The organism is Pseudolactococcus reticulitermitis (assembly GCF_002260845.1).
GTDB lineage: Bacteria > Bacillota > Bacilli > Lactobacillales > Streptococcaceae > Pseudolactococcus > Pseudolactococcus reticulitermitis.
The window spans coordinates 163,080-176,824 of the sequence record NZ_BEDT01000002.1; the positions used below are offsets into that span (position 1 = coordinate 163,080).

The window sequence follows — 13,745 nt, forward strand, 5'->3', positions numbered from 1 at the left end:
CGCTTCCGACAAAAACTGCGAGCGGCGAAAATAGGAGACAAATGAAACAAGAAAAAACGCGCAAATTTGGCCTTTTGATGTCAATTGCGATGATTATAGGGATTGTAATTGGTTCAGGGATTTTTTTCAAGGCTGACGATATCCTCATGCAAACCAATGGTAATGTGATGATGGGCTGTCTTGTCCTGTTATTAGGGGCGCTTGGGATTATTTTTGGTGGCATCACCATCTCAGAATGGGCGAAGTTGACAGATGATGCGGGCGGACTTATTTCTTATGCTGAAAAAGCATTTGGGAAACTGTTTGCCTTTTTACTGGGCTGGTTTCAGAGTACCGTTTATTTTCCAGCGCTCGTTGCGATTGTTGCCTTTGTGGCAGCCAACTATACCTTGGCACTTTTTCCTTTCTTAGGCAGCTCTAAATCTGGTATCTGGTTGATGACGATTGTTTATTTAGTGATTATTTATGTCATGAATCTCTTGTCAAGTAAATTATCAGAGATTTTCCAGACATCAGCCATGTTTATTAAGCTGATTCCTTTATTTTTGATTGCCGTTTGTGGTTTGATTTTTGGGGACCCTCAAGAGCTTTCATCACATGCCATTACCTTGCCAATCGTGCTATCCTCGACAGGCGCTATCGTCGCTGTTGCCTTTTCTTATGATGGGTGGGCTGTTGCCCCGTCCATTGGGCATGAAATCAAAAACTCGAAACGCAATTTACCCTTGGCACTCATCATCAGTCCACTCATTATCTTGGCAGTCTACGTCAGCTATTTTGTCGGCATTTCCCTGATAATCGGACCGGCAGAAATCATGAAAATGGGCGATTTAGCCTTTTCAGCGGCGGCTGGGCGTTTATTTGGTCCGGTGGGGCAGAAGCTCATGCTAATTGCGGTCATCATTTCTGTTTTGGGCACGCTAAATGGTCTGGTCGTCGCGAATATTCGTGCGCCCTATTTCCTAGCTTTGCGTCAAGAGTTGCCTTATAGCCATAAAATCGGTGTCCTCCATCCGAAATTTAACCTGTCCATCCTATCAACGCTGATGAGTTTTATCGTGAGTTTGATTTGGCTGGGTATTCACTACTTGTCGCTGACAGTGCCGACTATCAGCCAGCTTGGGATTGATATTTCGGCCATTCCCATCGTGATTATGTATATGTTCTATACCGGCTTGTATGTCGGCGTGATCATGCGCACAGCCAAAGGCCTGATTCAAAGTAAACTTCTCGGCTATGTCTGTCCGATACTTGCGATTTTAGGCGCTTTCATGATTTTATACGGCGGCTTAACCGCCGCCAATGGTGTGATTTATTTGATTGTATCAGGTTTGATTTTGGTCAGTGGATTAGGGCTCTATCAATGTGTCGTTTGCAAGAAACCTAGAAATAGTGTATCATAGTCTTATGCGATGAGTCGATTTGGAACGCAAGTTCCTTATTTACGCGACGGATAATTGGGGCATAGCCCGTCAAGGATTGATGAATTATGACTTGCGAGTGTGAACCTTTCAAGTCTATGCCTAGCATACCGTATCAGATTCTGGCAAGATTTTCTTGTCAGGGTCTTTTTTTTTCAAACGAAACATGATAGAATAGATGAATGATAAATTTTTAGAAAATTCAAACGAAATCAAAAAAATGAGCCGTATTTAGCATTGCGGTTGATAAACTAGATTAGGAGATACCCCATGTCAAAAGAATATGTTGTTGCAGTTGTTGGCGCCACAGGTGCTGTCGGAAGTCGCATGATTGAAATGCTTGAATCATCGACTCTTCCCATTAAACAAGTGCGCTTGTTTGCGACCATTCGTTCGGCTGGCAAAATCTTGACCTTTAAAGGTCAAAACATCACCGTTGAAGAAACGACTGAAAACTCATTTGAAGGGATTGATATCGCCCTCTTTTCAGCAGGTGGTGGCGTCTCTGCCAAGTTTGCGCCTTACGCCGTTAAAGCAGGTGCTGTCGTTGTTGATAATACCTCAAACTTCCGTATGAATCCAGACGTGCCACTTGTCGTACCAGAAGTGAATGCCCATGCGCTAGACGCGCACAATGGAATCATCGCTTGTCCAAACTGTTCGACAATTCAGATGATGGTGGCACTCGAGCCGATTCGCCAACAGTTTGGTCTGGAGCGCATTATCGTTTCAACGTATCAAGCCGTGTCTGGCGCTGGCGCAAAAGCCATTGCTGAAACAGAACGCGAAATCAAAGCCGTGGTCAATGATAAGGTCAATCCTAAAGATGTTCAAGCCGACATTTTACCAGCAGGTGGCGATAAGAAACATTATCCGATTGCCTTTAACGCCCTACCACAAATTGACGTTTTCACTGACAATGACTATACCTATGAAGAAATGAAAATGACCAACGAAACCAAGAAAATTATGGAGGACGATAGCATTGCTGTTTCGGCAACTTGTGTTCGGATTCCAGTCATCTTGGCACATTCAGAGTCAGTCTATATCGAAACCAAAGCAATCGCACCGATTGATCAAGTCAAAACAGCAATTTCAGCCTTTCCGGGTGCTGTTTTAGAAGATGATCCAAGCCAACAACTCTACCCACAAGCCGTCAACGCTGCGGGTCATCGTGAAACATTTGTTGGTCGTATTCGGAAAGATTTGGATGCTGAAAAAGGCATTCACATGTGGGTTGTGTCAGATAACTTGCTCAAAGGTGCTGCTTGGAATTCTGTCCAAATCGCTGAAACCTTGCACGAACGTGGCTTGGTTCGCGCAACAGAAGACTTAAAGTTTGAATTGAAATAAATGATTAAAAAAGTTGGGATAAAAGTCCTTTAAGCAATAGGCTATGAACATCGAAAATGTTCATAGCCTATTTTTTGTGATTTAATCTGAACATTTGACTTTATTTTACGTATAGGGGAGTAGGAGGAGATCAGATGAAAAAATTAATGATGCCTTTATTTCTAGGATTGCTGTTCATCGGGCAGCTATCAGTGGCACAAGCACTTGACATTGAAGAAAATCCATTTTTACAAGCGAGCGATGAAAAATTAGTTAAAGTGAATCTAGATGAGACAACTTTAACCGTATTTTTGATTGACACATCCCGAACGATGAGAGGGAATGGGATTCAAACAACGATTAATCTCATCAATCGTTTTGCAACCGAGAGCGATGAAACGACGATTTCAGTTATCAGTTATGATGATGAAAGTCGGACGATTATTGAACCGACAAAGGATAGCGCAGCCATTCAGGAAAAGCTCACCACCATTACTTGTCAAGGGAAAAGTGATTTAACTGCTGGCTTGAAAACGGTGGGGAAACTTGTAGAAAGCAAACAATTTACCAAAACTAATCTCATTCTTATCAGTGACAATGCCCCAACATCTGGCGAAATGTTACAAAAAGGCACTTATAAAAGCAAAGATATTTATTCATATAAGTTTGCCAATGCGGCAGATGATTTTTCAAAAGTGCTAAAGTCAGCAAAAGTGTCGATTAGAACACTGGTTTTTATGGATCATGTGGCTAATACGACCAAAGATTTTACCCAGCGTTTTTTTGAAAATATTCAAAATGACGGTTTTGTCGATATCTCTCAAGGGATTGAGTATCTATTTGAATATAGAGAGCCAGATCAAACGCTTTTATCTGGCTAATTTAACTATGGTGTCGCCGTTGAAGATCGCAGTGGTAAGCGTGATGCCAGCACGCAATTTTACTATACAGATGACTATTTTAAACAGTCCAGTTATACGACACAAACGCAAGGATTGTCCCATAATCCCAGTCTAGCTACTATGTCACTTAACCTAGAATTGTCATCTTGGGGAAGTCCAACACAGGCGGACTATCTGTTCAAAAGTAATAATGCTAAAGCCTTGTTAGCCAAGCTTGAGTTTAAAGACTTTGAAGCAAATGACGATTTTAAATTTAAACCGACTAAAGATTCGATTGGCGCAGTGCTTGCTAATAAAAAATTGAAAGTTGGTAAGGAAGATTATACTCTATTAGCCTTAGCTATTCGTGGTGGTGGTTATGAGTCTGAATGGGGGAGCAATCTCACACTAGGGACATCTGGACAACACCAAGGATTTGACACAGCAAGCCAAGATATTTTAACATTTTTAGATAGTTATATCATCAAGCACAAAATTCAAGGTAAAATCAAACTTTGGTTGACCGGTTACAGTCGCGCTGCTGCAACGGCAAATTTGGTGGCGGGTAGTTTGAACAATGGCAGAACAATGCCACAAGTAACACTAAACCCTACGGATATGTATGCTTTTTGCTTCGAACCACCCGCAGGGACACTTGAAAGTTTTGAGGCTAAAAATGATAAACATCATAATATTGTGAATATCGTGAATTTGAATGATATTGTGACAAAAGTTGCACCAAATAGTGAAAATTTTGAATTTGTAAGGTATGGCGAAGATACAACCTTACCGACAAAAGAGGATGTAGGAGATACACAGTATAATCTACTACGAGATAGAATGTTAAGAGAATTAGAACAGATAGAATCTCTTAACGATTATCTTTTGGATGAGTTTAAATGGAAAAAGATAAGTTTGATAGATAAGTCTATGATTGTTAATGATAATAGTAAAGATGATATTTTAAATGATTATTTAAAAACTTTTATCAACACGTTTACAGCAGAAGAGCTGATGAATCGTGATTACTATGTTCGGCATCATCAGGAAGATTTACGTGAAATCATGGCTGCAGTATTAGGAGATGCTGCAAATAAAAAGATCGTTTATGGGAGGGAAGCATTCAAAATATTATTGGATTTAAAAAAGATTTCACCTCAGAATTTAATTTTAAAAAGGCCATTACTTCAAAAATTTGGTCAGCTTATTGGGCTTGATGATTTGACAGAATTAAATAGTAGTGCACTTGAACTTTTGCTAGATTTTATGATCAAACATCCTAATTTAACCGTCACTCTATTTGAAAATCTTCAAATTATCGGTAATGCCCACCAACCTGAAATTTGTTTAGCTTGGTTACGGTCACAGGATAAAAATTATACAACCCCATTACCGTTATTGCAACATACAAGAGATAATAAGCAAGTAGAAAAAAACTATTATAAAACTAATGTTGTCGTTGATGGAGAAGAATATGGCAATATCTTAGGTGGAGGTGTGACAGCAGAAAATGAAAAAGCTGAATTGTATGCCATTCCATCTGAAAATGGTGGATTTGATGGTTGGATGAGAGATAATGAACTCATCTCTACAGATTTAGCATGTGATTATACAGTGACAGGTGAAGCTACCCTTGTAGCAAAAATTTCAGCAAGAGGTGACGATAATGCTGAAAAATAAAAAAATAGTTATCGTCATGTTTGGAATTTTAGTTTTGAGTATCTATGGCATACAAAAAATGGATATCAACAGTAAATTGCCAATAAAGTCTCCACAAATTTTGAGGGATTTAGCTTATGACTTTGATAAACGCCTAGGTTATACCATTTATATCCCAGAAAACGGAAAGCTAGAGCCTTATTATGTGTTGACCAAAAACTATTATAAACAAGGCAATGTCCTTTTGATGCGGAAATATGTGCTAAATTCCGCCATTCCTTACAAACATGAACATAGCACTTCCTACTATGGCAATAGTCTACCAGATAAATTTATGAATGAAGTCTTTATCAAAGAATTTCCTGAAAAATTGCAAGATGAAATACCAGTAACGTCTATCAATATTACAGATGAAAACTCTGTTATGTTTCGTAAACATGCAGAATTAATCAAAAGACAATTTTTCACTTTGCTTGAAAAAGAATTAGGTAAAGATTATCCTGTAACTAGTGATGAAATGAAAATAAAATATTTTAGTGAAGACAGGCATATTCGTTCACTCGGAAAATTAAAAACAGGCGATATTGTCTCGTGGTGGCTAAGGGGTGTTGATTATCATAATCGAGATAATTTTGCGGCGATTGCCAAGTATAATGGTTATATAGAATACGCAGAAGTCACGTCCCCAATCTATATCCGTCCTAGTTTTTGTCTATCTCCAGACACAAAAATAGCCAAAGAAAAAATAGCCGATAAAGAAATCTATGTTCTGAAAGACTTTCAAGATTTAAAGCTCAAACCGAATATTTTAGTTGAAAAAATTGGTCTAAAATACCCAAAATTACAGGAATATTATGTCAAATATGATTATGTTGGGATTGATGTCGAGATTAGTAATCCCCAATATGGCGCCTATCTAAGCGATAATCCAGTCGTCCCACGTGGTAAGATGGTTGTTGTCCGTTCGTTGCCTTATTCAGATGGTCAATTTGAGGGGTGGTATAGTGGGGATAGGTTAATTTCACAAGAACCGATACTCACTTACCGAGTAGATAAAAATGAAACACTTATTGTAAAATTTTCCCATAAAATTTTACAATAATTAGTTAAATTCAATCTCAATAGTACTTTACATTATCTAAAAAACTATGATACAATATAAACTATATTAGAGGTTGCAGATACGAAAAATGATAGTCGAGTGGTGGACACGAGGACATTATCAGGCGGCGTAGATGCCGAAAGTCGGATTTCACCACAGAAATTTGGCTTGGGGCGTTGGGTTAAATCCCGCGAACTGTCTTTTGTCTATCCAGACAAGAGGTGAGCTAATCAAATGACAATTTGACTAACTTAACAGCCTTTAATTTAAAATAAAGGCTGTTTTTATATTTTTGAAAACTCATCGACCGCAATCATCAGTAAGGTGCTTGCTTAATCAAAAGAAAAGAGTGCTTATGTCATTAGAACAACTGAAAAATGCCCAAATTATCACGGCCCTAGTCACGCCATTTAAAGCGAACGGCGATATTAACTTCGAGGCGTTGCCAAAGTTGATTGAACATTTGCTGGCGCATCACACGCAGGGGCTTGTTTTGGCAGGGACAACAGGGGAGTCTCCAACTTTAACCCACGATGAGGAGTTAGAGCTTTTCAGAGTGGTACAAGAAATCGTGGCTGGACGTGTCCCCTTAATAGCCGGCATTGGTACCAATGATACACGAGATTCCGTGATTTTCACACAAGAAGTCGCAGCGTTTGGTGGCTTTGCGGCGGGTCTTGCGGTCGTGCCTTATTATAATAAACCTAGTCAAGAGGGGCTTTTTCAGCATTTTACAGCCATTGCTGACGCTTCGGATTTGCCAATTGTGCTTTACAATGTGCCTGGTCGCACGGTCGCTCAGTTGACCCCTGAAACCAGCTTACGATTGGCGCAACACCCCAATATCATTGCCATCAAGGAGTGCACGGGCGTTGAAAACCTGACCTATCTGATCGAACAGGCGCCTGATGATTTTCTTATTTACACAGGTGAAGATGGGCTCGCTTTTCATGCCAAGGCTCTGGGTGCACATGGTGTCATCTCAGTCGCGGCGCATACCAATGGCGATGACTTTTATGAGATGTTTGAACAGCTAGAAAACGGTGAACTTAAAGCCGCAGCACGCGTGCAACGTCAACTCTTACCCAAAATCGATGCTTTGTTTTCATTACCAAGCCCGGCCCCAGTCAAAGCTGTGCTCAATCATCAGGGCTTTGAAGTTGGACCTTTAAGATTGCCACTTGTGGCAGCAACACTTGAGGAAGCCAAGGCCATTATCCGAGTGATTGAAAATGGTTCGGATAATTTCGGTGGTAAGTAAGGTTTGATATAAGCCCCAATAAATGGTACACTTATAATAGTGTAACTGTACAAGATAAGTCGGAGCTGCACGGTTTCGACTTTTGATTTACAAAAATATCAATTTATTGGAGAAAAAAGATTTATGAGTAAGATAAAAATTGCTGCGCTAGGTGGCGTGCGTGAGTTTGGCAAAAATATGTATGTCGTTGAAGTTGACGATGTGATTTTTGTGTTGGATGCAGGCTTGAAATACCCAGAAACTGAGATGTTAGGGGTGGATTTTGTCATTCCTGACTTGAGTTATTTGGTGGAAAATGCCGATCGCGTGGCGGGTGTGTTTTTGACACACGGTCACCCAGATTCTATCGGAGCTTTGCCTTATCTGGTGTCTGAAGTGCCCGTGCCTGTTTTTGGTAGCCAATTAACGATTGAACTGGCTAAAATCGGCGTGAAAAACTTTGACGGCAGCAAGAAATTTGATGATTTCCATGTGGTTGACGAGTCGACTGAAATTGATTTTGGCACAGCTGTGATTTCATTCTTTGCGACGACGCATACCATTCCAGAAAGCTTGGGGATTGTTGTTGGTACACAAGACGGTAATATCGTCTATACTGGCGATTTCAAATTTGACCCAGCCGTTGGCGAGGGCTATAAAACGAATATCGGTCGCTTAGCTGAGATTGGGTCTCAAGGTGTCTTGGCATTGCTCAGTGAGTCGGCTAATGCCTTGACCAATCTCCAACCAGCCAGTGAGTCAGAAATCGCTGATAAGATTTTTGATACCATTGCTGACTGGGAAGGGCGCGTGATTATCGCCTCTGTTGCGGGCAACTTAGCACGGATTCAACAAGTCATCGACAGTGCCATTAAAGTCGGGCGTCACATCGCTTTCACTGGTCATGATATGGACAGAATCGTGAAGACAGCCAGCGATTTGGGTAAGTTGCGCATCGATGATGCAGAAATGATCATCAATCCTAAAGATATTAACCAATATGCAGATCGCGAGATTTTGATTTTGGAAACAGGTCGCATGGGCGAGCCGCTTAAAACCCTGGGCGACATGGCGACCGGTCGTCACCGTGCCGTTAAAATCAAAGATGGCGATTTGGTCTACACGGTCACAAGCCCAACGATTTCTTACGAAACGATGGTCGCTAAAACCGAAAATATCGTCTACCGCGCCGGCGGTATCATGAAGATGCTCTCAAGCGATTTGATCGTTTCAGGCCACGCCAATTCCCGTGATTTACAGTTCTTGCTAGATATCCTTCAGCCTAAAAACTTGATGCCGGTTCAAGGTGAATACCGCGAATTGCAGGCGCACGCCGAGCGTGCCATGGAAGTGGGGATTTTACCAGAAAATATCTTCCTAGCAAAACGTGGGGAAGTTGTCACATTTGATGCGACTGGTAATTTTGAACCCAATGGTGTGATTGCGGCTGAAAACGTGATGATTGACGGCTCTGGTGTTGGCGATATTGGGAATATCGTCTTAAGAGACCGTAAAATTTTGAGTGAAGATGGTATCTTCATCGCTGTCATCACCATCTCTAAACATGAGAAAAAAATCATCAGTAAGACAAAAGTTCACACACGCGGTTTTGTCTACGTGAAAAATTCACGTAATCTGATGAAAGAAGCAGCGGTTAAAGTAGACGAAAAAGTCAAGACTTACTTGGCTGGTGCTAACTTTGATTGGGCAGAAATCAAATCTGAAATCCGCGATACGCTTGGTAAATTCTTATATGACCAAACCAAACGCCGACCAGTTGTTTTACCAGTCGTGATGGAAGTCCGTCAAAATGATTTCCGCCAAAAACGCCATGGTAAAAACAAGAAAAAAGTTGAAAAATAATAGACAAAATCTCTGAGTGATCAGGGATTTTTATATCATGGAAATTTTCTGAAATTTAGGCATAGCCAAACCACAAAAAATTTGATATAATAATGACAATCAACAACAGAAATAGGTGCCATCCCTTTCGAGTGTAATGGTCTAGCCAATAAACCTTTAATTCGTCCAGAGAGACGGCAAGGCAAAATGACTGTTTTTTATCATTTCCCTGCCTATACTGGTAGGGATTTTTTGTTGAAAATATGGGAGAGATTATGTCAAAAACAAAAGAAATCATTGATGAAGTCACGATGAAACGTGCGATTACACGGATTACTTACGAAATTATCGAACGCAATAAAGAGCTGGATAAATTGGTTATCGTCGGGATTAAAACGCGCGGTGTCTATATTGCACAACGGATTCAAGAGCGTTTAAAACAGTTAGAAAACATTGATATTCCGCTTGGCGAATTGGACACCAAACCCTTTCGTGATGACAAAAAAACAGAAGAAAATACAACAGAAATCCCTGTTTCAATCACGGATCGTGAAATCATCTTAGTCGATGATGTTTTATATACCGGTCGGACAATCCGTGCTGCGATTGACGGACTTGTTGCGCTTGGTCGCCCATCAAAAGTGAGCTTGGCTGTCCTTGTCGACCGTGGGCACCGTGAGCTGCCAATTCGTGCCGATTATGTCGGTAAAAATATCCCAACAGCACGTGATGAAGCAATTATTGTTCATGTTTCTGAGATTGACGCTGCCGATAGCATTTTGATTAAGAAAGAGGACTAAATGACTGCCAATAAAAATGACGTGATTTACGATGTCCACGATAAACCGCCAGTTGGTATGTGGATAGGTCTGTCTTTCCAACATCTCTTTGCCATGTTTGGGGCAACCGTTTTAGTGCCGATTTTGGTCGGTATTGATCCAGCCATCGCCCTCTTTTCAAGTGGTCTGGGCACACTAGCACACTTAACTGTCACCAAGCATAAAATTCCAGCCTACATGGGCTCAAGTTTTGCCTACATTCTCGCCATGCAAAGCCTGATGAAATCTGACGGGATTGCGGCGGTCGCGCAGGGGGCAGTAGTTGGTGGCTTTGTCTACCTCCTCGTTGCCTTGATTGTCAAATTTGTCGGCAAAGGTTGGATTGATAAAGTCCTACCGCCGATTGTCGTTGGCCCTATCGTCATGGTGATTGGGCTGAGCCTTGCAGGGACTGCCGTCAATGACGCTATGAACAAAAATGGCGCCTACAACTTGACTTTTCTGATGATTGCCCTCGTGACCCTCTTTTCGGTGCTCGCTTTTAACATGTTTGGCAAGGGTTTGGTGAGCCTGATTCCGATTTTGCTCGGCATCATCGTTGGCTACGTTTTTACCCTCATCGTTCAAAAAATCACGGGCACGACGATTATTTCATTTGATGAAATTGCTAAAAGTGCTTGGTTGGACGTGCCCAAGTTCGATATCATGTTTGTCGATTATCACTTCAAACTTTACCCGTCAGCGATTTTGACCATGGCACCGATTGCCTTTGTGACCATGACCGAACATTTCGGTCATCTCATGGTGCTGAACTCTTTAACTGGGAATGATTACTTTAAAGACCCGGGATTGGAACGCACCTTAACAGGTGATGGGATTGCGCAGATGATTGCCGGATTCTTTGGTGCACCGCCCGTGACTTCTTATGGGGAAAATATCGGCGTGATGGCGATTACCAAAATTCATTCGGTTTATGTCATTGCTGGCGCCGCCTTCTTTGCAGTCGTCCTCAGCTTTGTTGGGAAAATCTCTGCGCTCATTCATTCTATTCCAACACCAGTTATTGGGGGTGTCTCAATCGCGCTCTTTGGTGTCATTGCGTCAAGTGGCTTGAAAATCTTGGTGGAGAATCAAGTAGACTTTGATGATAAACGTAATCTCCTGATTGCCAGTGTAATCTTGGTTTCAGGTATTGGTGGCTTGACCTTGAATGTCGCGGGTATCTCCATTTCAGGTGTTGCCTTTTCGACCATTCTCGGTATTCTCATGCACTTAATTTTACCTCAGACTATTGAAAAGTGACTGAAAATTTGCTACAATAGTAGAAACGAATAAAAATCCTTTAACAACAGTCCCGTGAGGCTGTGAAGGTTGTCCACGAAAACGTCCGGCTTTTTGAGCACGGCGAAACTATGGCTGCCTTTAGGGTAGCCATTTTTTTGTGAAAGGAATCTCATCTTGACAATAACACCCGACGGTATCGTGTCCATCAAACACTTGACAAGCATGGCATTGCTCAGTAATGACGAAGTGTTGGGCTTAATCAAACGTGCCCAAGATTTCAAATATCAACGGATTAAACCAGTCTTTAACCGCCAATTCTTTGTCGCCAACCTTTTCTTTGAAAACTCGACAAGAACGCACAAGTCCTTTGAAGTAGCAGAGAAAAAGTTGGGTTTAGATGTCATTGAATTTGAGGCGTCGACCAGCTCGGTTAAAAAAGGTGAGACCCTCTATGATACGGTCTTGACCATGAGCGCGATTGGCGTTGATGTCTGTGTCATTCGCCATACGGACGAAGATTACTATCAAGAATTGGTGGATAGCCGAACGATTCAAGCAGCCATTGTCAATGGTGGCGATGGTTCAGGGCAACATCCGAGCCAATCTTTGCTAGATTTGATGACGATTTATGAAGAATTTGGCACCTTTGACGGCTTGAAAATCATGATTGCGGGCGATATTACCCATAGTCGGGTTGCCAAGTCAAATATGCAAATGCTGAAACGGTTGGGCGCAGCTATTTATTTCACAGGGCCTGAGAGCTGGTATGCAGACGAGTTTGATGTCTATGGTCAATATGTCGGTTTGGACGATATGATTGACAGTGTCGATGTGCTGATGCTCCTTCGGGTGCAGCATGAGAGACATGAGTCTGGCGAAACATTTTCAAAAGAAGCTTACCATGCGCAATACGGTTTGACGCACGCGAGATACGCGCAGATGAAAGCGTCGGCGATTATCATGCACCCAGCGCCAGTTAATCGTGGTGTGGAGATCGCAAGTGACTTAGTCGAAGCGCCAAAATCTCGCATTATCGCACAGATGACGAACGGAATGTTCATGCGGATGGCGATTTTGGAAGCGATACTCAACGGCAAGGCATAAAGAAAAGAGGAAAACATGAAACGACTTTTAGTTTTAGAAGATGGCACGATTTTTGAGGGGACAGCTTTCGGTGCAGAGATAGATGTGACGGGGGAAGTCGTTTTTTCTACGGGGATGACGGGGTATCAGGAATCGATTACTGACCAGTCCTATAACGGTCAAATTCTGACCTTTACCTATCCCTTGGTTGGCAACTATGGCATTAATCGGGATGATTATGAGTCTATTGTCCCGACTTGTAAAGGCGTTGTTGTCCGTGAAAATGCCCGTTTGGCGAGCAATTGGCGCAATCAAATGTCGCTGGATGAATTTCTACAACGTAAAAATATTCCGGGCATTTCTGGCATTGACACGCGTGCTTTGACACGAATTATCCGTCATCATGGGACGATGAAGGCAACCCTTACCAATGCAGGCGATGAGATTAAGCACGTCCAAGATCAACTGCGGGCAACGGTTTTACCGACCAATCAAGTTGAGCAAGTGTCAACGAGTACCGCATATCCAAGTCCGGGGACAGGTCGCAATATTGTCGTTGTCGATTTTGGACTCAAACATTCCATCTTGCGCGAGTTGTCAAAACGTGAGTGTAATCTGACGATTGTGCCACATACGATTACGGCTGAAGAAATCATTGATATGGATCCAGACGGCGTCATGTTGACCAATGGGCCTGGTGATCCGACAGATGTGCCCCAAGCTTTAGACATGATTCGTGGTATCCAAGAAAAATTCCCGATTTTTGGCATTTGTCTAGGACATCAACTCTTTGCCATGGCCAATGGTGCCACGACCAGTAAAATGAAATTTGGTCACCGGGGCTTCAACCATGCTGTTCGTGAAATTGCGACAGGCCGTGTTGATTTTACCAGTCAAAATCATGGCTATGCTGTCGATGCGGAGTCGATTGACAAGACAGACCTGATGGTCACCCATATTGAAATCAACGACAAATCAGTCGAGGGGGTTCGGCACAAATACTTGCCAGCTTTTTCAGTCCAATTTCACCCAGATGCTGCACCCGGTCCGCATGATGCAGATTATCTCTTTGATGAATTTATGGAAATGATTGATGCAACTAAAGAAGGTCAAGAGTAGTCT

11 protein-coding genes and 1 riboswitch are annotated in these 13,745 nt (G+C 42.0%); all 11 genes read left to right on the plus strand.

Features of this window, described 5'->3' with window-relative positions; translation table 11 throughout:
• Window positions 1–41 precede the first annotated feature (41 nt).
• Window positions 42–1,403, plus strand: coding sequence for an APC family permease (locus RsY01_RS04695; protein ID WP_094784397.1), 1,362 nt, complete (start codon window positions 42–44; stop codon window positions 1,401–1,403).
• Between the two features lie 288 nt (window positions 1,404–1,691).
• Window positions 1,692–2,774, plus strand: coding sequence for an aspartate-semialdehyde dehydrogenase (locus RsY01_RS04700; RefSeq protein ID WP_094784398.1), 1,083 nt, complete (start codon window positions 1,692–1,694; stop codon window positions 2,772–2,774).
• A 134-nt stretch (window positions 2,775–2,908) separates the two neighbouring features.
• Window positions 2,909–3,634 carry a vWA domain-containing protein gene (locus tag RsY01_RS04705; protein ID WP_094784399.1) on the plus strand — a complete coding sequence of 242 codons (726 nt, stop codon included), beginning with the start codon at window positions 2,909–2,911 and terminating at the stop codon, window positions 3,632–3,634.
• Window positions 3,635–3,775: 141 nt separating this feature from the next.
• Window positions 3,776–5,314, plus strand: coding sequence for a lipase family protein (locus RsY01_RS04710; RefSeq protein ID WP_094784400.1), 1,539 nt, complete (start codon window positions 3,776–3,778; stop codon window positions 5,312–5,314).
• The gene (locus RsY01_RS04715) at window positions 5,301–6,395 is read left to right on the plus strand and encodes a DUF6273 domain-containing protein (RefSeq protein ID WP_094784401.1); all 1,095 of its coding nucleotides are present in this window, start codon (window positions 5,301–5,303) and stop codon (window positions 6,393–6,395) included. The genes RsY01_RS04710 and RsY01_RS04715 overlap by 14 nt, the downstream gene beginning before the upstream one ends.
• 59 nt (window positions 6,396–6,454) lie before the next feature.
• Window positions 6,455–6,632: riboswitch (Lysine riboswitch) on the plus strand.
• Between the two features lie 118 nt (window positions 6,633–6,750).
• Window positions 6,751–7,656, plus strand: coding sequence for a 4-hydroxy-tetrahydrodipicolinate synthase (gene dapA, locus RsY01_RS04720; protein WP_094784402.1), 906 nt, complete (start codon window positions 6,751–6,753; stop codon window positions 7,654–7,656).
• 123 nt (window positions 7,657–7,779) lie between these two features.
• Window positions 7,780–9,498, plus strand: coding sequence for a ribonuclease J (locus RsY01_RS04725; RefSeq protein WP_094784403.1), 1,719 nt, complete (start codon window positions 7,780–7,782; stop codon window positions 9,496–9,498).
• A 254-nt stretch (window positions 9,499–9,752) separates the two neighbouring features.
• Window positions 9,753–10,277: a bifunctional pyr operon transcriptional regulator/uracil phosphoribosyltransferase PyrR gene (pyrR, locus tag RsY01_RS04730; RefSeq protein WP_094784404.1), complete on the plus strand. Its 525-nt coding sequence runs from the start codon at window positions 9,753–9,755 to the stop codon at window positions 10,275–10,277.
• Window positions 10,278–11,558, plus strand: a complete 1,281-nt coding sequence (locus RsY01_RS04735; protein WP_094784405.1) for a uracil-xanthine permease family protein — start codon at window positions 10,278–10,280, stop codon at window positions 11,556–11,558.
• A gap of 156 nt (window positions 11,559–11,714) precedes the next feature.
• On the plus strand, window positions 11,715–12,644 hold the full coding sequence (locus RsY01_RS04740; protein ID WP_274519418.1) for an aspartate carbamoyltransferase catalytic subunit: 930 nt from the start codon (window positions 11,715–11,717) through the stop codon (window positions 12,642–12,644).
• Window positions 12,645–12,659: 15 nt separating this feature from the next.
• On the plus strand, window positions 12,660–13,742 hold the full coding sequence (locus tag RsY01_RS04745) for a carbamoyl phosphate synthase small subunit (RefSeq protein WP_094784406.1): 1,083 nt from the start codon (window positions 12,660–12,662) through the stop codon (window positions 13,740–13,742).
• The last annotated feature ends 3 nt before the right edge of the window (window positions 13,743–13,745 follow it).